This window comes from Streptomyces sp. NBC_00390 (genome assembly GCF_036057275.1).
Taxonomy (GTDB): Bacteria; Actinomycetota; Actinomycetes; order Streptomycetales; family Streptomycetaceae; genus Streptomyces.
Genome location: NZ_CP107945.1, coordinates 589264 through 615432 on the forward strand (window position 1 = coordinate 589264; position 26169 = coordinate 615432).

At 72.7% G+C, this 26169-nt stretch carries 11 protein-coding genes; 4 read left to right on the top strand and 7 right to left on the bottom strand.

The genetic code is table 11. The features are described 5' to 3' along the window. On the top strand, positions 1 to 915 hold the full coding sequence (locus OHS70_RS02400; RefSeq protein WP_328393107.1) for a phosphatase domain-containing protein: 915 nt from the start codon (positions 1 to 3) through the stop codon (positions 913 to 915). Here OHS70_RS02400 and OHS70_RS02405 read toward each other — a convergent pair. Continuing rightward, positions 900 to 1742 (bottom strand): helix-turn-helix domain-containing protein, encoded by an 843-nt coding sequence (locus OHS70_RS02405; protein WP_443062720.1) that lies wholly within the window; start codon positions 1740 to 1742, stop codon positions 900 to 902. The genes OHS70_RS02400 and OHS70_RS02405 overlap by 16 nt on opposite strands. Positions 1743 to 1794: 52 nt before the next feature. Here OHS70_RS02405 and OHS70_RS02410 point away from each other — a divergent pair, with 52 nt between their 5' ends. The 3 genes from OHS70_RS02410 to OHS70_RS02420 all read left to right on the top strand — a co-directional run bounded on the left by OHS70_RS02410 (position 1795) and on the right by OHS70_RS02420 (position 4364). Then, positions 1795 to 2274, top strand: coding sequence for a DUF2000 domain-containing protein (locus OHS70_RS02410; protein WP_328393111.1), 480 nt, complete (start codon positions 1795 to 1797; stop codon positions 2272 to 2274). 115 nt (positions 2275 to 2389) lie between these two features. Next, positions 2390 to 3505, top strand: coding sequence for a PP2C family protein-serine/threonine phosphatase (locus OHS70_RS02415; RefSeq protein ID WP_328393113.1), 1116 nt, complete (start codon positions 2390 to 2392; stop codon positions 3503 to 3505). Positions 3506 to 3656: 151 nt separating this feature from the next. Continuing rightward, positions 3657 to 4364, top strand: a complete 708-nt coding sequence (locus tag OHS70_RS02420) for a TetR/AcrR family transcriptional regulator (RefSeq protein ID WP_328393115.1) — start codon at positions 3657 to 3659, stop codon at positions 4362 to 4364. A 23-nt stretch (positions 4365 to 4387) separates the two neighbouring features. Here the strand turns inward: OHS70_RS02420 and OHS70_RS02425 are convergent, their stop codons facing one another. The 6 genes from OHS70_RS02425 to OHS70_RS02450 all read right to left on the bottom strand — a co-directional run bounded on the left by OHS70_RS02425 (position 4388) and on the right by OHS70_RS02450 (position 25980). Then, positions 4388 to 5167 (bottom strand): alpha/beta fold hydrolase, encoded by a 780-nt coding sequence (locus OHS70_RS02425; RefSeq protein WP_328393117.1) that lies wholly within the window; start codon positions 5165 to 5167, stop codon positions 4388 to 4390. A 62-nt stretch (positions 5168 to 5229) separates the two neighbouring features. Further along, the gene (locus OHS70_RS02430; RefSeq protein WP_328393119.1) at positions 5230 to 6366 is read right to left on the bottom strand and encodes an alpha/beta hydrolase; all 1137 of its coding nucleotides are present in this window, start codon (positions 6364 to 6366) and stop codon (positions 5230 to 5232) included. Then, a complete protein-coding gene (locus tag OHS70_RS02435) occupies positions 6363 to 8828 on the bottom strand; it encodes a thioester reductase domain-containing protein (protein WP_328393121.1) in 2466 nt (821 codons plus the stop codon). Before OHS70_RS02435 ends, OHS70_RS02430 begins: the two co-directional genes overlap by 4 nt. A gap of 76 nt (positions 8829 to 8904) precedes the next feature. Continuing rightward, positions 8905 to 23385, bottom strand: a complete 14481-nt coding sequence (locus tag OHS70_RS02440; RefSeq protein WP_328393123.1) for an SDR family NAD(P)-dependent oxidoreductase — start codon at positions 23383 to 23385, stop codon at positions 8905 to 8907. 175 nt (positions 23386 to 23560) lie between these two features. Beyond that, positions 23561 to 25285 (bottom strand): fatty acyl-AMP ligase, encoded by a 1725-nt coding sequence (locus tag OHS70_RS02445; RefSeq protein WP_328393125.1) that lies wholly within the window; start codon positions 25283 to 25285, stop codon positions 23561 to 23563. A gap of 506 nt (positions 25286 to 25791) precedes the next feature. After that, a complete protein-coding gene (locus tag OHS70_RS02450; RefSeq protein WP_328393127.1) occupies positions 25792 to 25980 on the bottom strand; it encodes a hypothetical protein in 189 nt (62 codons plus the stop codon). Between the last annotated feature and the right edge of the window lie 189 nt (positions 25981 to 26169).

Sequence of the window (26169 nt, forward strand, 5' to 3'; positions counted from 1 at the left end):
GTGCCCGTAGTACATGTCATGACAGGGCTTCCGGCCTCGGGGAAGACGACCGCCGCGCGCCGGCTGCAGGAGGACTCCGCGGGCCGGATGCGCCGGGTGAACCTCGACGACCTGCGGGCGATGCTCGACGTCCCGGCGCCCGAGCGTGGCCGGTCGTACGCGCACGAGCAGACCGTGCTGGCGATCCAGGACGCGGCTGTGCGGGCGGCGGTCGACGGCGGCTTCGACGTCGTCGTGGACAACACCCACCTGACACCGCACATCCCCAAGCGTCTGAAGGCCGCGGTGGGCGGGCAGGCGTCCTTCGTCGTGCACGACTTCACCGATGTGGAGGTGGAGGAGTGCGTACGGCGCGACACCGGGCGGGACCGGGCTGTCGGTGAGGACATCATCCGGATCCTTGCCGACAAGCACGCGAAAGCACGGAAGGGCGGCTGGCGGCTCACCGAGGCATGGCTGAACGACGAGCCGTCGGTGGAGCCGTACACCGCCGACCCCGCGCTGCCCTCGGCGGTGATGTGCGACATCGACGGCACACTCGCCATCAGGGGCGAGCGGGGACCCTACGACTTCACCCGCTGCGACGAGGACCTGCTCAACGTGTCGGTGCGCGGCGCGCTGTGCTCCTTCCGGCGCGCCGACGGCGATGTCATCGTTCTGCTCTCGGGCCGCGGTGAGGAGCACCGGGAGAAGACGGAGGCCTGGCTGCGCCACTACGAGGTCCCCTACGACGAGTTGTGGATGCGCGCAGCCGGCGACGGCCGCCGCGATGACGTGGTGAAGGCGGAGCTGTTCGACCGGCACGTCCGCGAACGCTTCGCGGTACGCGTCTCCCTCGACGACCGCGACCGCGTGGTCGCAGTGTGGCGCCGCATGGGTCTGCCTACGTGGCAGGTCAACTACGGCAACTTCTGAGCGAGTTGCGCGGAGGTGGAGCCGGCGGACCCGACGGCCCCGGTACGGGCGTACCTTCCCGGGGTGGTGCCGACGACCCGCTTGAAGTGCCGGGTGAGGTGGGACTGGTCGTAGAAGCCGGCACAGGTCGCGACCTCGCCCGGCGGCTGTCCGTCGAGCAGCAGACGGCGGGCCAGGTCGACGCGGCGGGACGTCACGTACTGGTGGGGTGCGATGCCGAAGGCGGCGCTGAAGGAACGTACGAGATGCGTGGGGTGGGCCTGGACCAGGCGCGCGGCCTCGTCCAAGGAAACGCCTTCGACCAGTCGCTCGTCGAGGAGGTCACGCAGGTGCCCGGCGACGCCGCGGTCGGGCACCGCGCCGCCGACGGCCTGCCTCGGCCGCAGGTGCTCGCGCAGGCGCTCGCTGACGAGGGCGAGACCGCTCTCCGCCTCGAACTCGTCTCCCCGGCCGGCGAGGGCCGTGTGCAGCTGTCCGACGCGTCTGCGCAGGACGGGATCCGTGAGGTCCGGGCCGTCGACCGCGGGCCCGATGAAGCTCTCGTCCAGCTGCGTCATGTCGAGGTAGAGCACACGCTTGCGGAATCCGTGAGGGGTGGCAGGTGAGCCGTTGTGCGGGACCTGCGGCGGGAGCAGGCTGACAGTGCCGTTCGGGGTACCGCGCTCGTGACGGTCCAGGTCGTAACGGACCGCGCCGTCGTCGACGATCAGCAGGGTCCACGCGTCGTGGACATGCATGGGGTAGGCGTGCTCGGTGAAGCGGGCGTGGAAGACCTCCACGACGCCCGCGACCGGCGGGCGCCATGCAGAGACCTCCTGCCGCGGCATCACGCAAAGAACGTACAAGACGGGGAAGGCGCGCACGCACGAGTCTTGAAGCATGAGAACCGACGATGCGACCGAGGCCGGGACCCGGACCGAGACCTGTACAGGGGACGAGAACGAGCCTGTCCGCTTCGACACGAAGATCGCCGTACTGCTGCGCGACGACCTGGAGCCCTGGCAGCGGCTGAATGTGACCGCGTTTGTGGTCAGCGGGCTCGGCACCGCCTCGCCCGAGGTGATCGGCGAGCCCTACGCGGACGCCGACGACACCGCGTATCTGCCGATGTTCCGCCAGCCCGTGCTGGTCTTCGAGGCGGCGAAGGAGACGCTGACCGCCGCGCACTCCCGTGCACTGTCCCGCGCGCTCCCGAGTGCCGTCTTCACCTCGGACCTGTTCGGCACCGGCAACGACCGGGACAACCGGGCGGCGGTACGTGCCGTGGGCAAGGACCGGCTCGATCTGGTGGGAATGGCCGTCTACGGGCCGCGCAACGCGGTGGACAGGGTTCTCAAGGGCGCGCGGATGCACCCCTGAGCGACGCGGCTCACCGGCGGCCGTCGCCATCGGGCAGTCGTCCTCGGATCACCGCGCATGAGCTGCATGGTCCATCGGAGCTCGATGCCAGCTTCGCCCCGATATGATGCACTTTGTGATCACGTCCGGACAGCTGCGGCGCCGTCGTCCCTACGGCGGCCGGTGGGAAGCTGCCCTGTGGTCGCCGGTGATCCTTACCGTCCTCATCTCCGGCCTGGCCTTCTCCACACCGAGGGAGATCGCGATCAGCCGCCTCCTGCCCGTCGCACCCGCCCTCGCCGCCGCGATGTGGCCCGTGCTCCCCACCGTCCTGCTGGGGACGTTCTGCCTGGTGGTCATGATCTCCCTCAGCTTCTTCTACACCGACCTGGGGACGCCGTACACGGCGGCCGCGATCGTCGCGGTCACCGCGGCGGCGGCATACGGAAGCCATGTCCGGCGCCAGCGGGAGGAGGCACTCTTCAACATCCGGCTCGTCGCCGACGCGGCGCAGAAGGTGCTGCTGCGCCCCCTGCCGCGCCGCATCGAGGGCATCGAGCTCGAGTCGCTGTACCTGGCGGCCCAGGAGCAGGCCCGGATCGGCGGCGACTTCTACGAGGCGGCCGCCACGCCGTACGGGGTCCGGCTGCTCATCGGCGACGTACGCGGCAAGGGCCTGTCCGCGGTAGGGGCCGCCGCGGCAGTGATCGGCTGTTTCAGGGATGCCGCGTACGACGAGCCCGATCTGAGGGGCATCGTCCATCGCCTGGAGACCAGCATCACCCGCTACAGCGCCGCGCACCCCACCCAGGACCTGCCGGAGCGCTTTGCCACCGCCCTCGTCGCCGAGATCCCGCACGGCAGCGCCCACGTCAGACTTCTCAACTGCGGGCATCCCCCGCCGCTGCTCGTGCACCACGGGGAGATCAGCGTCCTGGAGCCCACCACCCCTTCGCCACCCCTCAACCTCGCGACACTCATCGGAGACCACTACTGCGTCGACACCGTCGCCTTCGCCCCTGGCGACCAGCTGCTGCTCTACACCGACGGCGTAACGGAGACCCGGGACCGCACCGGCGCGTTCTTTCCGCTGCCGGACTGGATGCGGCAACAAGGCCCGGCGCCGCCCCGCGAACTGCTCGACCGGCTTCACCGGAAGCTGCTCGACTACAGCGGCGGACGGCTCGAGGACGACATCGCGGCCCTCGCCGTGCAGAGCGCGAACACCCGGGCCCAGGATCACCCCGCGTAGGCGACCGGAAGCCGTACGGGCCGGATGCGGTCAGCGATGGTCCTTCCGTTCGGACTTCTTGCCGTCCTTGCCGAAGGTCACCCATTCACCGTCGGGCTGACCAGACTTGTCGGTCGTATCATCGATAGCGCTGGACCGTATCATCGATCCCATGGCAGTGCCCGACACGCTGCGCGCGGCGATGATCGAGGCCGCGGAGCAGCAGCTCGCGACCTCCTCCGACAACGACATCGCCACCCGGGCGGTCTGCGAGGCGGTCGGCGTGACCCAGCCGGTGCTCTACCGGCTGTTCGGCGACAAGCACGGCCTTCTCGACGCCGTCGCCGACCACGGCTACGAGCGCTATGCCGCGCTCAGGGCTGCGACGCAGGAGCAGACCGGCGACCCGGTGACAGACCTCCGTGCGGGCTGGGACGGCCACCTGGCGTTCGCGCAGGAGTACCCGGCGCTCTACCAGCTGATGTTCGCCCCTCGGCCGTGGTCCCGCTCGAAGGCCCGGGAGCGCGTGTTCGACCTGCTCGTCGCGGCACTCGTACGCTGCGCGGCCGCGGGCGCGCTGATCACAGAGCCGAGGACCGCCGCCCAGCTGATCCTCTCCGCCAACGTCGGCATCGCACTCAACCACATCGCCGCACCGGCGCTCTTCGACGACCCCGCACTCTCCCACCGCATGCGCGATGCCGTGTTCTCTCACGTCCTCACCGAGGCAACCGCACGTGGGGAGACCGACCCCCTGAACAGCGCCGCACTGTGCCTGCGCGCGCAGCTCGCCCTTGTCGGCACCCAGGCCCTCGAGCCGGCCGAGACCGCACTGCTCCAGCGTTGGCTCGAGCGGATCACACGATCCGGCCGGCAGTGACGCGGCCGGCGCCGCTCACCACCTCACGCCCGGCCGGTCACGAACGAGTCGAGCGCCGCGGTCAGCTCCGCCGGCTTCTCCAGGGGCAGTTCATGGCCGGCGTCCACGATCCGGACCACCGCGTCCGGGTAGGCCTTCGCCATCCGCAGCATCTGTGAGACGGGCAGCTGGATGTCGTGGTAGCCGTGCACCAGCAGGGTGGGCGTGCGGATCTCGCCGACCCGGTCGAGGATGTCGAAGTTCCGCATGGCGCCGTAGCACGTCATGACCACCTCCCGCGGCGTGGCCGAGGAGGCCCGGATGTACTCGCGGATCTCCTCGCGCGGGTAGCCGGGGGCGAAGGCCCGCTGGATGTTGGTGGCGACGAACAGCTTGAACGGCACCAGCGTGGATGCCGCCATCAGCAGCCCCCGCCCCCGGCTGTAGGTCATCCGGCTGATCGAGTTCACCAGCACCAGGCGCTCGACCCGCTCGGGGTGAGCCAGGGTGAGGGTCTGCGCGATCATCCCGCCCATGGAGTGGCCGACGGCTGTGAACCGGTCGACCTTCAGGTGGTCGAGGAGGGCGAGGACGTCCCCGGCCAGCTCCGCGATCGTCCGTGCCCCCGACCCGCTGCTCTCGCCGTGCCCACGCAGGTCGAGCCGGATCACCCGCCGGTTCCGGGCGAAGTGTTCCACCTGGTGGTCCCAGCGGTGCCGGTTGGCCGTCCAGCCGTGGATGAACACCAGGGGCACGGCGTCGCCGTCGCGCGGGCCCTCGTCGTCGTACGTCAGTGCTGCGCCGTCGACATCGAGCTGCGGCATGGGTGCCTCCTGGAGTGCGGTCCGGTTACTGGCAAGTACGGTAGTCGGCTGCGGGGCGGCCGTCACCGTCGCTTGCCGAGGAAGTCGAGGATGTGCCCGAACACATCGAGAGCCGCGCCCCGGCCGAGGAACGTGTCGAGGTGGCCGTAGCCGGGAATCTCGGTGTACGCCACGTCCAGTTGCGGCTGCCGGCGGGCGAGGACGTCGTGACAGAGCTTCTGGGAGTCCAGCCACAGCCCGTTGTCGCTGCCCGCCAGCAGCAGGACCGGGGTGTCGATGCGGCCGGCCGCGTCCAGCGCGTTCTGCGGCAGCGCCCGGTAGCGCAGGTCGCCGTCGTGCCAGCGCACCACGCTCCGGGCGAGCTCGATCCGGCGCAGATGCGGCAGGATCCACAGCGGCGCGGGGCCGAGCAGCTCCGCCAGCCGGTTGTGGGTGGCTTCGGACAGGTGCTCGTGCACGAACAGCGAGGCGCCCGTGCCCCACGCCGAGTTGTGCAGGATCTGGCACGTCGGATCCGGGCAGCTCGCCTTCCGGGATGCCAGCGCGAACAGCGGCGTGTACTTCGACCAGAAGCCCACCTTGCGGAAGTCGACCGGCACGTGGTCGATCCGGGACTTCAGCAGCTCCCCTGCCACCGACATCCGCAGCGAAGTGCGGCCCGCGAGCTTCGGTGTCAGGAACACGCCCTGCGACACCACCCCCGCGAGCCCGGGCACCAGCCCCGCCGCCATGCTCAGCGACAGGGTGAGCGAGCCGATGCAGTGCGCGACCACGAACAGCGGCCGGTCGCCGATGCGTTGGCGGATGTGGGAGACGGCCTCGGGGATGTCGTACAGCGCGACGTCGTCATATGTGTACTTCTGGCCTGTCTCGTTGTACGGCAGCCGGCAGCTGCCCCGCCAGTCGAGCAGCCACGGCTCGTAGCCGTCGTCGAGCAGGACGTCGACCAGGTTGCGGGTCTCGGGCAGCAGGAACATGTCGGAGGACGCGGTGTGCCCGTGCAGGAGCAGCACGGCGGGCCGGTCCGCCTCGCCGCTGTCGATCCGGGTCAGGCCGAGGCGGACGCCGTCCCCCGCCCGGAAGGGAATCTCCTCGACGGCCGCCGGATCGAGGCGGTGGTGGAGCGGGCGCAGGGCCGTGGTGGTCCTGACCTTGCGGATCATCGGCCTGGTCCGGGAGTTGGTGGTTCTGAGGATCATCGGTTGCGCTCCGTGAGGGTGGGGTTGCGGCGCAGGTCGAGCAGGTCTGCGGCGGCCCGGGCGAAGGGGCCGAGCAGGCCGCGTCCCATTTCCAGGCCGAACCAGGCGAGCCAGGCGAGCTTGGCGGCCCGCTTCTCCTGGCCGGTCAGGCGCGGGTCGACCTCGATGCCGTCGATCTGGTCGCGGATGTAGCTGTCCGCGGGCACGACGAGCTCGCCCGCCAGGTGGGCCGGTTCGCCCTCGCGGCCGATCTCGACACTCAGCGCGCGGGTCTGCCGCCACAGGTCGCGGCGTGCCCGGGCGTACTTGCGGCCCTCCAGCCACCAGCGTCCGCCGTCGGCATCGCGCAACGACAGTCGGTAGCAAAGGAGTTGGTGCCGCATGCCGTGCTGCTGCGGGATGCCGTCCTCGGGGCGGATCCAGACGTCGCCACGCTCCACGACCACCGGCTCGGAGTGCACTGCCGCACACCTCAACTCGCCGCTGACGTCAACCCTGCGCTCCTTCACCAGCTGGTACATGCTCGCGATGGAGAGGGTGAGCGCCATCGAGCAGGGAGTGTCGGCACCGGCGCCGACCGGGCCCACGCCGCCCTCTGTCGTCTCGGAGAACCACAGGTACGGCTGGTCGTCCTTGTGCGGCAGCCGGGCGAGTCCGTCCCGGGCGAGCCGCTCGAACGTCCTGAGCTGTGCCTGGGTGTCGTAGCGGGCCGCGGGTTCGAGTCCGAGCGCGTCGACGAGTGCGGCGGTGCGGTCGTCGACGGCCGCCGGGCCCTTCAGTGTCGCCTCGCACAGCTTGAGGGCGGTGGGGCTCTGCAGAACCCTGCCCAGAAAAGCCAGTTCCGGCACCGGATCGGCCTCCAGGCGGGCCAGGGCGTCGGCACGCCACTCGTCCCACTCCTGGACGCGCACATGCATGCCGCCGAGCGCCATGTCCCGTACGACGTCGTCGAGGGTGTTGGGCACGCCGGTCAGGTTGTAGTCGTAGCCCCAGGCGTCGGGTTCGCAGATGACGCCGACCGCGACCCGGCTGACCCAGTCCACGGGGGCGGCGTTCAGGTAGCGGAAGGCGGGGACGGTGCGGAAGCGGCCGAAGGCCGAGGTGAGACCGCTGCTGAGGTCCTGGGGGTTGTAGGCGCCGGTCTTGGTGTGGCCGCCGATGCCGCCCGGGCGCATCGCGGTGACCACCAGGCCGTGGTCACGGGCCCGGCGCAGCGCGACTTCGGCTGCCCATTTCGTCTGGTCGTAGCCCGCGATGAGGCGGTCGACGTGGGCGAGCGGGTCGTCCTCGCCCATGGAGGGGATGCCGACCTCGTTGAAGACCGCGATCGAGGAGATGTGGTGCAGCGGCTTGGGCCGGCCCGCCGCAGCCAGTTCGGCCAGGGTCAGCGCACCGACGACATTGCTCTGCCGCAGCGACTGGTAGCCGCGCAGGAAGTCCACGGCCGCCGCCACGCCGACGACGCTGTCCAACTCGTGGGCGAGTGTGTGCCACAGGTCGTCGGACAGGCCGAGCTGCGGGCGCCGGATGTCGCCGGGGAGCGCGGTCACCCGGCGGCGGATCTCCGACGACCAGGGCAGCTCGTAGCTCTTGAGCGCCTCACCGAGCCGGGCGACGGCCGCCTCCTCGTCGGCTGCGCGGACCAGGCAGTAGACGTGGGCGTCGCTGTGCCGCAGCAGGTCGAGGAGCATGTGGCTGCCGAGGAAGCCGGTGGCGCCGGTCAGCAGGATCCGGCGGGGCGGCAGCGGCTCGGGCGAGCCGGTCCAGGGCAGGCGGTCGGCGAGGGTGAGGTCGGCAAGGATCTGGTCGAGGTCCTCGCGGCGGGCCACGGAGTGGGGGTCGTCGGCGCTGCCGGGCAGGAGCGTGGTCGCGACCGCCGGTGGGGTGCGGGGGGCCGGGACGGGGAGCGTGCTCGGCGCGGGGGCCGGGCGGGTGCCTGCGGCGGAGAGCGGGAGGGTGCCCGGGGCCGCCCCGGTGGCGGGCGCGGTGGCGGCCCGGGTCCCTGAAGTGGCCGTGGTCGGGGGGACGGTCGTGGTCGAAGGGACGGTCGCGGCCCCGGTGGCCTGGAGCCATCGCCGGGCGAGGCTGCGTGGCCGGGCGTCGGCGAACACGTCGTCCAGGCCGATCTCCATGCCCAGCTCGCGTTCCAGCGCCGCGACGAGTTCCACGGCGCGCACAGAGGTGCCCCCGGCGTCGAAGAAGTCCGTGTCGGGCGACAGGTGCCCGTCGGGCAGATGGCGGCCCGCCGCGGCGGCGACGGCGGCGGCCAGCCGGTCCACGTCCTGGGCCGCCGTGGTGCCGGTACCGGACTCCGTGCCTGTGGCGGTCGGCTGGGGGGCGGCGGTCGTCATGACCTTGGCCAGCAGGTCGGTCACGCTGAGGCCGACCCCGCCCCGCTCGATCGACTCGCCGGTCGACCGTTGTCCGGCAACAGCCGACCGGTCCTCGTTCACGTCATGCATGGGAGCCCTTCATGGTGCGCGCTGTCCGTTCCGCCACTGCTGCCGAAGGCCGGAGCCGGTCCGGTCACTGCTGCTGTCACTGCTGCTGCTGTTGCTGTTGCTGTTGCTGTTGCTGTTGCCAGGAGCGGAAGGTCCGCAGGTGTTCGGGTGTGACCACGGTCTCCAGGCGTTCGTCGTCCTGGTCGCCGCCGCCGAGCGCGGCGAGGAGTCGGCGGGCCGGTACGTTGCGCGGGGTGCGCTCCGCCGTGAGACGGACCTTCGCGCATCCCAGCTCGTCGGCGCGGTCGGCCAGCCATTGCAACAGGCGTTCCTCGACACCCCGGCCGAGAGCCCTGCAGCTCATCATCCAGGCCAGCACGTCGAGTTGACCGCCGTCCGGGCGGACGGCGAGCAGGCCGATCTGGCCGTAGTCGCCGAAACGGTCCCGGGCCGCGGCCGCCCACACCTCGCCGCGCTCCCGCCACCGGGCGAGATCACCGCCGTCGGCCGATCGGGCGCGGAGGGTGAACTGGTTCGTACGGCGGACGAGTTGTTCCGCCCGCTGGACATCGGCCTCGGACAGGGCCCGGATGTCGACCTCGAGTTCCAGCCGGTCGAGGAACTCCTCGAAACCGGCCTGTTCGCGGATGGCGTCGCGTTCCCGCTCCTGCTCGTAGAACCCGGCCCGCAGTGAGTCCTCGGCCGTCGCCGCAGCCGGAACCAGCGGCCACAACCGGTCGAGGAACTCCTCCAGTTCAGCCGCCGGCGGGCAGGTCACCGACAGCACCTGGGGCAACGCCGACCGCACGCCCGCGATCTCCACCGGGTTGTCGTCCAGGAACAGGAAGCTGTCCGGACCGAGGTTGAGCGTGCGCGCCGCCTCGGCCAGCCGGCCCGACTTCGGGCCCCAGGTGGCGGAGAGCACGCTGAAGTGCTCCGCCTTCAGCAGGCTGTCCGGGCGCCCCAGGACGGCGCGGACCGTGTCCTCGTCGTTGTTGCTGACCAGCGCCAGCAGTGCGCCCGCGGCACGCCACTGCAGCAGCCTGTGCGCCAGCACGGCACGCGGACCGGTCAGGTCCACCGACTCCGGGCCGGTCTCCCCGGCCACCCCGCCCCACAGGGTCTCGTCACCGTCCACCGCGATCACCTTGGGCGCGGGACGCCGTACCGCCTGTACGACCTCGGCCAGCCGTAGGGCGACCGCCGCTTGGAAGTGCGGGGTGAAGGGGAGGTGGGCCAGCTGCTCGGTCCGTTCGTCGAAGCGTTCCTCGACGGCGTGGTGCCGGGTCCAGTCGCCGGGGCGGAGCACCGCGATGCCGGGCAGCCCGGCCAGGTCGGCGGCGATCTCGCGCTCCCACCGCGCGAAGCGGTCGTCGTCGTGCGAGGACGGCAGGAAGCCGACGATCAGCGGCTTGCGGGTCCGCTCGGACAGGTTCCGCAGCGCGGCCGGGTACTCGGTGCGCAACTGGGCGAGCAGCGCGTCGTCCACCGGGCCGAACCGTTCCAGGTCCACCGCCCGCAGCAGCACCACCCCCACCGCCGTGGAGGGGTCGGAGAAGACACCGGAGGGGTCCCGCAGGCTCGAGAGCACGTGGTGGTACGGGGCTTCCGCCACCGTCACGCCGCCGTCCTGCGCCCCCTCGTCGACGGCCGCTTCGCACATCTGCGACAGGTGTCCGAGGGCGAAGGTGGCGGCGAGGGCGAGGAAGCGGCGCGGGGCGGCAGCGGGGCTGTCGGCGGCCGGGGTCTGCGCCGGGACCGGGAGTTCGGTCGGGGCCGGGGCGGCATCGACGGTCGTACGCGTCGTACGCACCGGTGCCGTCGGATCCTCGACCGCCTCCGCGAGCAGCCGCAGGAACTCCTCAGCCAGTTCGGTGGAGGTCGCCGCGTCCAGGATGTCGAGGTTGTGGTCGAGCCGGACCCGTCCCGCGTCCGGGGTCATGGTGATCATCAGGTCGAGGTCGGAGTAGCCGGTCCCGGCCGGCAGCACCTCCAGGCCTGCGAGGCGCCCTGCCGAGGAGCGTACGTAGTTGAAGTACACCTCGACGAGCGGCGCGTTCGCCCGGTACAGCCCCTGCTGGGCCAGCGTCGACAGGACGTCCGAGAACATGGCGCCCTTCGCGAGGAGCTTCTCGAGGCGGCCGTCGGTGCGGTGCAGCACCTCCTCGATCCGCTCACCCGCCCCGGCTTCCGCCGGGAACGGCACCGGCACTCCGAAGAAGCCCACCGCGTCGTACGCGTCTGCGTGGATGCGGGTGTCCACTGGTACGGCGAGCACGAAGCGCTCACGCTCCCGCTTCCGTGCCAGCAGCACGGTCAGCGTGCCGAGACAGAAGGCGGCGGGCGTGACGGCGAGCCTGCTCGCGGCCGCCGACACCCGCTCCATGAGCCCGTCGGGGATCTCCACGGTCACGCTGCCGGCCCGGTACGACCGCGCAGCGGGGCGCGGCCGGGCGAGCGTCAGATCGAGACGGGCGCTGCCGTGGAAGGCCTCGCGCCACTCGGCCGCGCCGGTGCCCTGGCCCGTCTGCTGGGCTTCGATCAGGAGATCGATGTCCCGGTTGGTGACGTCGGAACCGAGTGAGGTACCGGACAGCTCGGCGTCGATCTCCCCCGCCACGAGCAGCAGCGACTGCAGATCGCTCACCGCGTGGTGCGCGCCGAACACCAGGATCTGGCCCCGCGCGCCGCCGTCGAGCAGCTCGAACCGCCACAGCGGCGCCTTCGCCAGGTCGAACGGCGGCTCCAGCAACTCCCGCAGCCGGTCGGCTGCGTCGAGTTCGGCCTCGGGGGCCACCGCCGTCCAGCGCAGTACCGGTCCGCTCAACTCCCGGTCCACGCGCAGCTGCCACCCTCCTTCGGCGCCGGTGACGATCGCCGTGCGCAGGGCAGCGTGCCGTCCGGCGAACCGGGTGAGGATGCCGGTGAGCGTCTCCCGGGTGACCGGCGTGGTGAGCCGTACGGCGAGGCCGATGCCATGCGCCGCGTCCGGCATGCCCGGCCGGGCACTGCGCAGCAGCCGTACGACATCGCGGGTCGCGGGCCGCAGTTCGGTCTCGGGCACCTGAAGGCGGAGGCGGGCCGGCCGCTCGTCGTCCCGCACCACGGAGTCCCGCTCGGGCAGGGCCGCGCCCAGGGCACGGGCGAGGTCGCGGATGTCGGACGCCGAGAAGACATCGGCGGCCGCAAGTTCGACGCCCAGATCGCGGGCGAACGCGTTGCGCAGCCGGACGAGCATGAGGGAGTCCAGGCCCAGTTCCTTGAGGGCCGTGGTCGCGGACACGTCCACGACGCCTCCGGAGACGTCGCCCACCCTGGCCCGTACGTACGCTTCGAGCCATGCGGCGCGGTCGTGGTCCGTCGTCGCCTCGAACACCTTGGTGACGAGGTCGTCGGAGACCGCCGTACCCGTCGGGACGGTGACCAGGTCGCCCAGGATCGGGCGGGTCCGCGCCGCGTCCGGGACGAGCGCCAGCATCTCCCAGTCCAGGGCGATGGGCGCGAGCTGGCGGCGGGCCGTGGCCAGCACCCGCTCGAACAGCTCGCCGCCGTCCTGCGGGGAGAAGGCGACCAGCCCCGACCGGCTGGTCTCGGCGGCCCTGGCAACGGACTCGGCGACCATACCGACACCCGTCCAGGCACCCCAGTCGAGGCTCAGCGCCCGGCGGTCGCCACGGGAGAGGTGGTGCGCCCAGGCGTCCAGGAAGGCGTTCGCCGCCGAGTACGGACTCTGCCCGGCCGAGCCGAGGAGGCCTGCGGCCGAGGCGAACAGGACCATGTTCCCGGCTTCCGGGATCAGCTCGGTGAGCAGGGTGGTGCCCAGGACCTTGGGGGCGAGGACACGCAGGACACGCTCGTCCGTCAGGTTCGCCATCGTGGCGTCGTCGAGGACACCGGCCGCGTGGACGACGGCGGCGATCGGGCCGGAGTCCCGTCGGACGGCGTCCAGGGCGGCGGTCAGGCCGTCACGATCGGCGACGTCGGCGCGGGCGAGGTGGACGGTGACGCCGCGCGCCTCGAGGCCCTGGAGCCAGCTCGCGGTGTCGGCGTCGGGCGTGCCCCGGCTCAACAGGGCCAGTCGGCGGGCACCGCGGCGGACCAGTCGCTCGGCGACGACGCGGCCGAGGCCGCCAAGACCACCGGTGATCAGGTGCACACCCTCCGGGGTGATCTCGCCGTGGCCGCCGTCGTCGGGACGGGTACGGGCCAGGCGCGGCACCAGACGGCCCGACTCCCGCAGTGCGACGAGCCGTTCGTCGTCCGCGTGCCGCAACTGCGTCCACAGGGCGTCGACGCCGTCCTCGGAGGGCAGGTCGATCAGCGTGGTCGACAGTTCCGGGTGCTCCTGCGCAACGGTGAGGCCGAAGCCCCAGGCGAGGGCCTGCTGCGGGTGCGTCACCTGTGTGCTGTCACCGGCGGCCTGGCTGCCCCGTACGACGACGAACAGGCGGGGGGCCCGGCCGTGCGCGCGGTCGGCGAGCGTCCGTACCAGGTGCAGGGTGCTCAGGCAGCACAGCCGGGCCGCCTCCCGGGCCGTACCGGCATCCTCGATCGCCGGGGCGTCGAGTGCGGACAGCTGGACCACCTGCTCGGGCCAGCCGTCCGCGAATGCCTCGTCGAGGAGGCGGGCCAGGTGCTGCGGATCGGCCGGGTCGAGGACGTAGCGGCCGGGACCCTCGACGCCGAACGAGTCGCCCCTTCGCGCGATCACATGCGGCACCGTGGAGCCCAGCCGCTCACCGAGTTCGGCGGCCACGCCCGTCTCGTCGGCCAGGATCAGCCAACTGCCGTGGGCGGGCGGTTCCTGCGCGACGGGGCGTGACTGCCAGCGGGTCTCGAAGAGCGCGCCGTCGAGCGGTGAGAGCGCGGCGAGCTCGAACTCCTCCGCCTCCAGGACCAGTTGCTCTCTCTCGTCCCAGAGTCGCAGGTCCAGGGTCGCGGTGTCGCCGTCCACGGAACGCAGCCGGCAGGTCACCCACACAGGCGTGGTGCGCAGCCCGGTGAACCGCAGCCGTCCGACGCCGGCGGGCACGAACGCCCGGCCCTCGGGCGCCGCGCCCGGCAGGGCAGCCGTGTGGAAGGCGGCGTCGAGGACCGCAGGGTGCAGCAGGTGGCCGGCGGCGGGCTTCGGGGCCAGCCGGGCGAGCGCCGCACCGTCCGTGCGGTGGCCCTTCTCAAGACCTCTGAACGCCGGGCCGTAGTCGATGCCCAGGGCGGCGAGTCCGGCGTAGACGCCCGGCAGTTCGACCTCTTCGTCGCACTGCTCGCGGAGTGCGCCGAGCTGCTCGCCGGCACCGGACGCAGGCTCGCCGGCAAGGACGCAGACGCGTCCGCTGACGTGCCGCTCCCACGGCGCACGCCGCTCGCCGGCGAAGGTCGAGGCGATGGTGAACTCCCTGAAGCCGTCCTCCGCGGGCCGCAGGACCAGTTGCAGCCGTACGGGCCGGTCCGCGTCCAGACACAGCGGCTGTACGAACCTGACGTCGGTCAGCCGCGCTTCGCCGCCGCCCTGCAACGCGGCAGCGGCCTCCAGTGCCATGGTGAGGAAGGCGGCGCCGGGCAGCCAGACCTCGCCGGTGACGCGGTGGTCGGTGAGATAGCCGAAGCGGCTGTCGCGCAGGTCGATGTCGGTCTGGAAGATGTGCCGGTCGGGCTCGTCGCTGGCCTCGATGTGCGTGCCGAGCAGCGGCGAGGCGCCGCCCGCCGGGGAGGCCGGGGCGGGAGCGAGCCAGTGGCGTTCGCGGGCGAAGGCGTAGGTGGGCAGGTCGATCCGGCGGCCCCGCGGGAACAGCACCGACCAGTCGGGGATGTGCCCGGCCGTGTACAACTCCCCCAGCCTGCGCAGCAGGACGTCGCGCCCGTCCTGCTGCCGACGCAGCGATCCGACGCTGACCGCGTCGATCCCGGCCTCGGCCGCCACGGCTTCGATCGACGCACCGAGCGACGGGTGCGGGCTCAGCTCGACGAAGTAGCGGTAGCCGTCGTCGAGCATCCGGCGGATGGTGTCCGCGAAGCGGACGGGTTGCCTGAGGTTGGCGAACCAGTACTCGGCATCGAGCCGGTCACCGGGCACGGGTTCGGCCAGTACCGCCGAGTACAGCGGGGTCGGCGTCCCTATGCCCCGGATGCCGGAGAACCGGCCGAGCAGTTCCTCGCGGAGCGGGTCCATCAAGGGGGTGTGAGAGGCGAACGGCGTCGACAGCGGCCGTACGCGGACTCCCTGCCCGTCGAGGTGCCGGCGCAGCTCGGCCAGCGCGTCGGCATCGCCGGAGACGGCCGTGGAGTGCGCGCTGTTGACCGCCGCGACGAACAGCCGGTCCGCGTACGGCTCGAGCAGCTTCTCGACGTCCGTGCGCGGCAGGTCCACGGCCAGCATGCCGCCCTGTCCGACCACAGGTACGACCGCCTGGGCGCGCCCGGTCACCACGGCCACGGCGTCGTCCAGCGTGAGGGCGCCCGCGCTGTAGGCGGCGGCGATCTCGCCCAGGCTGTGGCCGACCACGGCGTCCGCGGCGATGCCGAGCGCACGCCAGGCGGCGGCCAGTGACGCGTTGACCGCGAACAGCACCGGCTGCAGGAACTCGGTCCGGTCGAGCGGGGAGAATTCCTCCGGCGCCCGCAGCACGTTGAGCACCGACCAGCCGACGTGACGGCGCATCGCCTCGTCGATGCGGGCCATTTCCTCGCGGAACGCGTCCGATCCGGCGAACAACTCGATGGCCATGCCCGGCCATTGGCCGCCGTGCCCGGCGAAGACGAACGCCACCTTGCCCGTCTGCTCCTCACGGGGCGGCGCAAGAGGCATGCGTCCGGCCGCCAGCGCGTCGAGATGGGCCAGCAGTTCGTCCCGGTCACCCGCCACGATCCCCGCACGCCGTTCGAAGTGGCTGCGGTGGTTCGCGAGGGTGTGGGCGACGTCCGGCAGGGGGGCGTCCTCGGTCACGTACCGGGCCAGCCGGGCAGCCTGCCCCCGCACGGCGGCCTCACTGCGCCCGGACAACACGAACAGCCGCTTTCCCGGCGTGACGTCGTCCTGCGGCTCCGCCTCGGCCGCCGGGGCCTCCTCCACGATCACATGCGCGTTGGTTCCGCTGATCCCGAAGGCGCTCACTCCGGCACGGCGTACGCGATCCCCCGAGGACGGCCAGTCGACCTCTTCCTGCAGCAGGTGCAGCCCGCTGTCGTCCCAGTCGACGTGGCGGCTGGGCGTGCCGGCGTGCAGGGTGCGGGGCAGGGTCCGATGGCGCAGCGACTGCACCACCTTGATCAGCCCGATCACGCCCGAAGCCGCCTGCGCATGACCGATGTTGGACTTGAGCGAGCCCAGGTACAGCGGCCGGCCGTGCGGACGCGAGCCGCCGAAGACCTCCGACAGGGCGTTCGCCTCGATCGGGTCGCCCAGCGTCGTACCCGTTCCGTGCGCCTCCACGTAGTCGATGTCGGCGGGCTCCAGTCCGGACTGCTCAAGGGCTCGCCGGATCACCTGCTCCTGGGCCGGACCGTTCGGTGCGGACAGTCCCTGGCTGCGGCCGTCCTGGTTGACGGCCGTGCCGCGCAGCACGGCCAGCACCTCGTCACCGTCCCGCCGCGCGTCGCTCAGCCGCTTCAGTACGACGATGCCCACGCCCTCGGCCCAGATGGCGCCGTCGGCGTCGTCGGAGAAGGAGCGGCAGCGGCCGGTCGGCGACAGGCCCCGCAGCCGGCTGAACTCCACGAAGGTCCCCGGCGTCACCATCACGGTCACGCCACCGGCGAGGGCCAGATCGCACTCGCCCGACCGCAGCCCTTGCGCCGCCAGGTGGAGCGCCACCAGCGACGACGAGCACGCCGTGTCGACCGTGAGCGCGGGGCCGCCCAGCCCCAGCGCGTAGGCGAGCCGGCCCGAGGCCACGCTGAGCGCCGAGCCCGTGCCGATGTACCCGTCCAGCTGGTCGAGCCGGGTGCCCGCCAGGTAGTCGCTGCCGAACATCCCGACATACACGCCGGTGCTGCTCCCCGCCAGCTCGGCCGGCACGATCCCGGCGCGCTCCAGTGCCTCCCACGCCGTCTCCAGGAGCAGGCGCTGCTGCGGGTCCATGGCGGCCGCTTCCCTCGGTGTGATCCCGAAGAACCCCGCGTCGAAGGACTCGAGGTCCTCCAGGAAACCGCCTTCCCGGGCGTACGACTTGCCCATGACCTCCGGGTCGGGGTCGTACAGGGACTCCACGTCCCAGCGTCCTGCCGGGAACGGACCCACCGCGTCGCGGCCCTCCGCGACCAGGTGCCACAGGCCCTCCGGATCGTTCACGCCGCCCGGCAGACGGCATGCCATGGCCACCAGGGCCACCGGCTCGTCGGACGCCCGCGTCGCCGGTGTCTGCGTGTGGGTCCGCTGCGTGTGGGGAGCGGTCCGGCGGGTCGTAGTGCCGCCGGACGCGAGTGCGGTGGTGAGCAGGTACTCGGCGAGCCGGGCCGCGGTGGGGTGGTCGAACAGCAGGGTGGCGGGGAGCTTGGCGCCGATGCGGGTGCCGATGCGGTTACGGAGTTCCATGGCCGTCATCGAGTCCATGCCGAGTTCGCGCAGTGGCCGGTCGGGGCGGACGGACTCCGCCGAGCGCAGGCCGAGGGCGCGGGAGGCCTCCTCGCGGACCAGAGCCAGGACGCGTTCGGAGCGCTCGGCCTCCGGCAGCCGGGCCAGGCGGTCCGCCAGGCCGTCGCCGCCGTCCTGGGCGGTGCGGGGCGCGGGCAGCAGCGAGCGCCAGAGCGCTCCCGCGGTGCTGCCTGCGGCGGCCGTGGTCTCGCGCAGGCGGGGCAGGTCCAGGGCCCAGGCGACCAGGTGCGGTGATCCCCGCCGCAGGGAGAGTTCCACGAGCTCGCGGCCCTGATCGGGGGTGAGGGCGCGGTGGCCGAGGCGGGCCATCCGTTCCAGGTCGGCGTGTTCGGCTGCGAGGCCCTCGCCCGCCCAGGCACCGAAGGAGACCGAGACGCCGGGCAGGCCCAGAGCCCGCCGGTGGTGGGCCAGTTGGTCCAGGAAGACGTTGGCCGCCGCGTAGTTGCTCTGGCCCGCGTTGCCGACGACGCCGGCGGCCGAGGAGATCAGCAGGAAGAGGTCGAGCGGTGCGTCGGCGGTGAGCCGGTGCAGGTGGGCGGCGCCGTCGACCTTGGGGCGCAGCACCTGCGCAAGGCGTTCGGGTGTCAGCTCGGCGACCATGCCGTCGGCCAGGATGCCGGCACAGTGCACGACGCCGCGCAGCGGCAACTCGTCGCCGATACGGCCGAGTACGCCGGCCAGGGCTGTCTCGTCCGCGATGTCGCACGCCGCGACCTCGACCTCGGCGCCGAGCGCGGTCAGTTCCGCGGTGACCTCCGCGGTACGCGGGTCCTGGGCACCCTGACGTGACGTCAGCAGCAGGCGCGGGACACCGTGTTCGGCGAGGAGCCGGGCAAGGTGCCGGCCGACCGCGCCCAGACCGCCGGTGATCAGCACGGTGCCGTCGGTGGGCACCAGGGTGGGGCGGCCGACCAGGTCGAGGACGAGGGGGCCGCCGGATGCGGTCCGCCGCCGTATCGCCTCGCGCGCGGCGGTGACGGGCAGGACCTGGGGACGGACGGGGCGCGTGCGCCCGGCCGCGGCCGATGCGACAGCCGCACGCAGGGCCGCCCCGAGCTGTTCACGGCCTGGCTCGGCACCTTCGGCGGCAACGGCGTGCACGGCGCCCAGGGCGGCCGCGGCGGTGAACGGCAGTTCGTCGGGGAGGACCGCGACCAGCCGCGCGTCGGCGATCGCCTCGGAGCCGGGTGCGGTGTCGGCGAGGGCGACGACCCGCAGGCCGGGGGCGAGTCCCTCGACGCCGGGGCCGGCCTCGGTGAGCACACCGGCGCACGCGGCGCGCAGCGCCTCGTCACCGGGGACGAGGTCCGCGGTGGGCTGCACGGCAACAGCGTGCCCCTGGATCCTCACCTGGCCGGCGGCCAGGGTCCGGGGTGCCACGGGGCGCAGGCTGGGGTCCACCGGGAGGCCGGTCAGCTCGTAGCAGTCCCCGGCCGGGATCCGCAGCGCATCCCGGGCGCGGGCGCGCACCAGTCGCGGGACGAGCAACGTGCCCGCGCGGAAGGCGAGTTCGGGCTCATCGACGTACCCGACGGCGGCCGTCAGCGCGCCCGCGGGTCCGGAGCCGTCGAGGTCGAGCAGGGTCAGCCCGAGGTCCGGGTGTTCCGTGCGGGCGCTGCGGGCCAGGCCCCAGAGCACCGACTGGGCGAAGCCGGGCACCGTGTCTTCGTCGTCCGCGGCGACGGCGCCGTGGGTCACCCACACGGTCCGGGCCGGCGCCTCTTCCGGCGGGAGAGCGATGAGCGTCCGCAGTTCGGCCAGTGCCGTGGCCGCGAACTCCCGTGCTGCGGCGGCCGGTTCGGCATCCGCCGCCGGTTGCGGCCAGAACCGTACGAGGATCTCGGCGCCCGTCTCGCGCATCTGGATCCCCGCCGCTTCGAGGCCTCGCAGGGCCGCGGTGACATCCGGGTCCGACCGGTCGCCGATGACGGCCCACTCCGCGCCCGGCGCCCCGGCGGGCGCTTCGGGTGCGGCCGTCCACGCCACCTCGTACAGGTGACGGCCGTTCTCCGAGCCGCCGTTCAGGTCTGCCGGGTCCGCGGCGCGCAGCCGTACACCGTCCAGCCGGCCTGCCGGGATACCGTCGGTGTCCCAGAGCGTCACGTCCAGTGTGAGGTCCGTGCCGGAGCCGCCGGTCCGCCGTACGGACGCGGTGAGGTCGGTCGCGCCGCCGGGCGGCAGGACGCAGCGGCCCACCGCGACCGGCAGCAGCACGCGGCCGTCGGACGCGTCGAACGCGGCGGCCACGTGCAGCGCGGCGTCCAGCAGCGCCGGATGCACCGGGTACGGGTCGGCCACATCGCGGGCCGCGGACGGCAGCGAGAGCCGGGCCAGCAGTGCGCCGTCCCCGGTCGTGACCGCCGACTGCACGCCCTGGAAGGACGGGCCATACCCGAGACCGAGCGCGGCCAGCCGCTCGTACGTCCGCGGGCTCCAGGCCTCCTCGGCCGTCTGCGGCCACTCCGGCGGCCGGCCCGCCGTCACCTCGTCGGGCCCGGCCGCCGACGCGGTGGCGTGCAGGGTCCAGCCCGTGGCCTCCTGGCCGCGCGGACGGCTGTGCACGGTGATCTCCGGCCGGGGGCCGGCGGTGACCACCTCTACGGACACCTCGACCGTGCCCGACGCGGGCAGGGTGAGGGGCGCAAGGAGGAGCAGGTCGGTGACGTCTCCCAGGTCGTCCGGACGGGCCACGGCGAGCGCGGCGCGGCACAGCTCCATCAGGGTCGTGCCGGAGACCACGGTCCGCCCGAACACGGTGTGGTCGGGCAGCCAGTGGGCGGTGGCCGGGGACCACTCGTTGCGGAACGTCCAGCGGGTCTCGTCCGCCGACTGCAGCTGGATGCCGAGCAGCGGGTGCGCGGCGCGGTCGAAGAGACCAGGGGCGCCGGCGGCGGACTCGGGCTCGATCCAGTGGCGCTGCGAATCCCAGGCGTACGTCGGCAGGTCCACCGTCCCGGTGTCGGCCACCAGGCGGCGCCAGTCGACCGGCTGGCCGTGGACATGGAGTTCGGCGGCGGCCCGGTCCAGGCAGGCGGCCCCGTCCTCGTCGCGGCGGAGCGAGCCGACGGCGACCAGGTCGTGGGCCGGGTCCCCGGCGTCTTCGGCGACGGTGCGCAGGGCCGTGAGCAGGGACGGGTGGGGGCTCAGTTCGACGAAGCAGCGGTAGCCGTCGGCGACCATGCGCTCCACGGTGGGCCCGAAGCGGACGGGTTCACGCAGGTTGGAGTACCAGTAGTCGGCTTCCAGCTCCTCGGTGACCGGCTCGCCGGTGACCGTGGAGTACCAGGCGACGGAGGTCGGACAGGTGAGGACGCCGTCGAGTTCGTCGAGGATCGTGGCGCGCACCGGCTCGACCTGGGCGCTGTGGGAGGCGTAGTCGACGTCGAGCCGGCGGACGAACACCTGCTCGCGGTCGAGGTCGGCAAGCAGGGCTTCCAGGGGCTCCACCTCGCCGGCGATCACCGTCGAGCGGCCGCTGTTCACGGCGGCGAGGGACACCCGGCCGCCGAGGCCGGCGAGGCGGGCCTCGACCTCGGTGTGCGGCAGAGCGACGACGGCCATGGTGCCGGTGCCGGACAGGCCGGTCAGGGCCTGGCTGCGCAGGGCGACCACCGCGGAGGCGTCGTTGAGGCTGAGCGCCCCGGCGACGCAGGCCGCGGCGACCTCGCCCTGGCTGTGGCCGATGACGGCGTCCGGCCGTACGCCGCGGGCCCGCCACACGGCGGCCAGGGACACCATCACGGCGAAGAGGACCGGCTGGAGGACGTCCACACGGTCCAGAGGCGGGGCGCCCGCGTCACCACGCAGGGCGGCCGCCACCGACCAGTTGGTGAACGGGCGCAGGGCGGCGTCGCACCGGTCGAGTTCGTCCGCGAACACCGGGGAGCGGTCCAGCAGATCGCGGGCCATGCCGGCCCATTGAGCGCCCTGGCCGGGGAAGACGAAGGCCAGCTTGCCCGGTGAAACGGTCCGCCCAGGGCCGACGACCATGTCGGTGTCGGACTGCCCCTCGGCAATCCCGCGCAACGCCGTGAGCAGTTCGTCGCGGTCGCTCGCCTGGACGACGGCTCGGTGCTCGAAATGCGTACGGTGACGGATCAGGGTCCCGGCCACACCGGCCAGCGGCAACTGCGGCTGTGCTGCGAGCAGTTCGAGGAGCCGGCCGGCCTGTCCCCGGAGGGCGGGGAGAGTGCGCGCGGAGAGCGGGAAGAGGGTCCTTCCGGGCAGTTCCGCGGTGAGCTCTCCGGCGATCGGCTTTCCGGCAGCCGGCTCCTCTGCAATCGGCTCTCCGGCAGTCCCGGGCTCGGGAGTCGGATTCCGGGTGGGCGGCTGTCGGACGGGCGTCGGCGTGCGGCCCTGCCGCGCCAGGTCGTCGGGCGCCTCCTCCAGCACCACATGAGCGTTGGTGCCGCTGATCCCGAACGCGCTCACCCCGGCCCGCCGCACCCGGTCGCCGCCCCGCGGCCATGCCTCGGCGGCGCTGTGCACACGCAGGCCGCCGCCCGCCCAGTCGATGTGCTCGGCCGGGGTCTCGGCGTGCAGCGATGCCGGAAGCAGCTCGTGGCCGAGGGCCAGGACCGTCTTGATGACGCCGCCGATGCCCGCCGCGGCCTGGGTGTGACCGATGTTCGACTTCAGGGAGCCGACGCCGAGCGGCCGGTCGGCGGGGCGCCCCGGTCCGAAGACGGTCGCGAGCGCGCGCCCCTCGATGGGGTCGCCGAGCCGTGTGCCCGTCCCGTGTGCCTCGACATGGTCCAGGTCGTCCGGCCGGAGCCCGGCGGCGTCCAGGGCGGCGCGCAGTACCCGCTCCTGCGCCGGGCCGCTCGGGGCGCTCAGGCCCTGGCTTCGGCCGTCCTGGTTGATCGCCGACCCCTTGACGACCGCGAGGACCCGGTCGCCGTCCCGGCGGGCGTCCGCGAGCCGCTTGAGCAGCACCAGACCGCAGCCCTCGGCCCACACCACACCGTCCGCGTCGGCCGCGAACGGACTGCACCGCCCGGACGGCGACAGTCCGCGCAGCCTGCTGAACTCGACGTGTCCGCGAGGCGTCACCATCAGCGTCGCGCCGCCCGCCAGCGCGAGGTCGCACTCGCCGCCCGCCAGCGCCCGCGCGGCCAGGTGCAGGGCGACGAGGGAGGAGGAGCAGGCGGTGTCGACGGTCACCGCCGGGCCCTGGAGACCGAGGGTGTAGGCGATGCGGCCGGAAGCCACGCTGGACGCCGAGCCGGTGCCGACGTGCCCGTCGAGTTGGCCCAGTCCGGCCGAGGCGAGGTATCCGCTGTCGTACAGGCCGATGTAGACGCCCGTGGAGGTGCCGTTCAGCGTCCGAGGGACGATCCCGGCGCGCTCGATCGTCTCCCAGGTGGTCTGCAGCAGCAGCCTCTGCTGCGGGTCCATGGCCGCGGCCTCGCGCGGCGAGATCCCGAAGAAGGGCGCGTCGAAGCGGTCGATGTCGGCCAGGAAGCCCCCGCGCAGGGTGTACGCCTTGCCGGTGGCCTCCGGATCGGGGTCGTAGAGCCCCTGGGTGTCCCAGCGGCCCGCGGGCACCTCGGTGATGGCGTCCTCGCCCGCGGCCAGCAGCCGCCACAGCGCCTCGGGGTCGTCGGCGCCGCCGGGGAAACGGCAGGCCATGGAGACGATGGCGATGTCCCCGTCCGTCCGCTCCGGCGGGTTCGCCGGCGCCGGGTCCGCCGTCACGGTGACAGCGGGCCTGTCGTCGAGGACCGCCTCCGTGATCGCGGCGATCGTGGGGTGGTTGAAGACGAAGGACGGCTCCAGGGGACGGCCGATGTGCCCGGAGAGGCGTGCGGCCAGCGTCACCAACTGGCGTGAACCCAGGCCGAATTCGGCAATGGGCCGCTCAGGGTCGACGGCCGCCGGGTCGAGCCCGGCCTCCGCGGCGACAGCCGCCGCCAGCCAGGCCCGCACGCCCTCGGAAGTCGTGTCGGACATCTCGGGGAACTGCTTCGGGGACTCGCTCGCAGGCATCTGGAAAGGTGTCCTCGTGAAGTGGGGCTCAGGCGGTTTCCGTACGACCGGCACGGCTGGTACGCCCCCCGGTGTACGGCGGACTCGGCGACGTACCACCGTGCAACCGGCGTTCGGCCAGTACGGTCGTTGTGCCGCCGCCGGGCGCGATCGCGCGCTCCGGCGGCGGGTGACGTCATCTCAGGGCGGGGACGCCGACCACCGAAAGGGTGCCGGCGAGGTACGCCTCCCGGGAGGCGTGGCGCTGGATCTTCCCGCTGGACGTCTTGGGGATGGTGCCAGGGTGTACGAGCACGATGTCGTGCACCGACAAGCCATGGGCCGCGCCGATCGAGCTGCGGATCAGATCGGTGATCTTCTCGGACTCGCCTGCCGCCTCCGGGGCCGTTTCGGCGACGACGACGGGCTGTTCGCCCTGCACTCCGCTGTCCACGGAGAACGCCGCGGTGCAGCCCGGCCGCAGCGCCCAGTGGGACATCTCGGCGGACAGCTCCAGGTCCTGCGGGTAGTGGTTGCGTCCGTCGATGACCATCAGGTCCTTCAGGCGTCCGGTGACGAACAGTTCACCGCCACGCAGGAAGCCGAGGTCGCCGGTCCGCAGGAAACGGCCCTGACGGTCCTTCAGAGTGGCCCGGAAGGTCTCACGGGTGGCGAGGGCATTGCGCCAGTAGCCCTTGGCGACACTCGCGCCGCCGACCCAGATCTCGCCGACCTCGCCCTCGGGCAGTTCCTCCTGCCGCTCGGGATCGGCGATCACCACGGTCATGCCGGGGCCGGGTCGGCCGGAGCTGACCGCCGCCGCGTCCGCCGCACCGGCGTGCGGCCCGCTCTCGGCTGCCTCGATCAGAGCGGGCGGGGCCGTGACCGAACTGCCGGTGACCATCAGGGTGGCCTCGGCCAGGCCGTAGCACGGGTACAGGGCCTCACGGCGGAAGCCGGCCGCACCGAAGGTCTCGGTGAACCGCCGCAGGGTGGCGGCCCGCACCGGTTCGGCGCCATTGAAGGCGACCTTCCACCGGCTCAGGTCCAGGCCGTCGAGGAGGTCGGGCGTGGCGTGCTTCAGGCACAGCTCGTACGCGAAGTTGGGGCCGCCGCTGGTGTGCGGGCGGTAGCGGTCGAGGGCGGTCAGCCAGCGCGCGGGCTGCTGCAGGAAGTGCAGCGGCGAGAAGAGCGTGGCGGTGACGCCGAGGTGGACCGTGTTCAGGACCGGGCCGATGAGGCCCATGTCGTGGTAGACGGGCAGCCAGCTGACGAACAGTTCGTGGTCGTACTCCGCGATCGTGTCCGGGGTGTGGCCCATCCGCTCCGTGATGACCCGCTGGTTGTCCAGCAGGTTCCCGTGGGTCACCATCACGCCACGCGGGGCGGAGGTGGAGCCGGAGGTGTACTGGAGGAAGGCGACCGAGTCGGCGGTGAGGTCGGGTTCGCGCCAGGAGTCGGCCGCGTCGTCGGGGATGTCCTCGGTGGCGACGCAGGTGATCCCGTCCAGTTCGGGCAGGTGTTCCACCATGGCGCCGAGGGCGGCGATCACCTCACGGCCGCCCAGGATCACCTTGGCGTCCGCGTCGGCGATCAGACGCCTCATCCGGGTCACGGCCCGGTGGTTCTGCGACCGCCCCTGCGGGGGCACGCCGGGCACGGCGACGACCCCGGCCGAAAGACAGCCCAGGTAGCCGCAGATGAACTCGAGCCCGGGCGGGTACAGCAGCATGGCGCGGGAACCGGCCAGGCCGCGCGCCTGCAGCCAAGCGGCGACGGCTCGGGACCGGTCGGCCAGACGCCCGTAGGAGAGGTCCTGAATCTCTCCGTCACAGTCTCCGGTGACGAGATAGCGGTATGCGGTCCGGTCGGGCTGTTGCGAGGCGTGCGTGGTCAGCAGATCGACCAGTGAACTTGCCATGTGACGAGTCTCACCTGTCTGGATGAGTGACGCAGGAAACTGGAGTTCGAGGGCCGCGTCGTATGTACGCGCAGTAGCCGTGGCCGGCATGGCCCCCTTGCCATGCCGTCCGACTCGACCGCCCACCCGAGGAGTTGCGGCAATGCGTCCGCGGACTCCTCGCGCCCCCCGTTCGGTTTACTACCGACGAGTAGCACCATAGCAAGTTCCCTCGTCCCGACAGGCGAAGCGGATGTAAACCCTGAGTATCCAACTGAATCAGGCCATCTGACGCCCCGTAGGAGAAAGCACCCGCACTCAAGGATGCGACCGCGCGCCCGACCCGGGACGAGAAGCGACCCGACTCCAACCCCCTTCGCCGGCGCGTCCATCGAAGCGCTCTCAGCCTCGACGCTGGTCCCCCTCGCCGACAACGCGCATCCGATCGCGGCAGACCTGATTCCGGCTTCGCCGCGCGCCTCTTCCAGGGGACCTTCAGGCCGGAGCAGAGTCGCCGCCGCGCACGGTCAGGCGGCCAGGAACTTCCTGGCCGCGGCCGCGCCCGCCGCGGCGTCCCAGCCGCCCTCGCCGACGACGGCGGCCACGTGTGCCTCCGTGACGCCCCCGCCGCCCTCTCTCCCCTGCACACTGCCGACCGGGCCCACATCCCCGGCGGCCAAGCGCCGCACCGCGACATCGGCCCAAGGATCACCCACCACACCCTCCACAGGCCACCCGCGCCAAGGAGAGACCTCTCATCAGCGCAAACCACGCCCGAACGATGGCGGGCCGGAGTGCGCCACCAGCCGCCGTCGCCCGGTGGAACCGGGCAGGCTCCCGTACGCGGGCGGCCGGCACGGGAACCTCACCCGGGCCGGCCGCGTACGCACGCACGCACGGAGCAG

Coding starts and splice junctions, on each gene's coding strand:
- OHS70_RS02440 (WP_328393123.1), bottom strand. CDS start 23,385: ATGCCTGCGAGCGAGTCCCCGAAGCAGTTCCCCGAGATGTCCGACACG.
- OHS70_RS02410 (WP_328393111.1), top strand. CDS start 1,795: ATGAGAACCGACGATGCGACCGAGGCCGGGACCCGGACCGAGACCTGT.
- OHS70_RS02425 (WP_328393117.1), bottom strand. CDS start 5,167: ATGCCGCAGCTCGATGTCGACGGCGCAGCACTGACGTACGACGACGAG.
- OHS70_RS02435 (WP_328393121.1), bottom strand. CDS start 8,828: ATGCATGACGTGAACGAGGACCGGTCGGCTGTTGCCGGACAACGGTCG.
- OHS70_RS02445 (WP_328393125.1), bottom strand. CDS start 25,285: ATGGCAAGTTCACTGGTCGATCTGCTGACCACGCACGCCTCGCAACAG.
- OHS70_RS02420 (WP_328393115.1), top strand. CDS start 3,657: ATGGCAGTGCCCGACACGCTGCGCGCGGCGATGATCGAGGCCGCGGAG.
- OHS70_RS02430 (WP_328393119.1), bottom strand. CDS start 6,366: ATGATCCTCAGAACCACCAACTCCCGGACCAGGCCGATGATCCGCAAG.
- OHS70_RS02405 (WP_443062720.1), bottom strand. CDS start 1,742: ATGCCGCGGCAGGAGGTCTCTGCATGGCGCCCGCCGGTCGCGGGCGTC.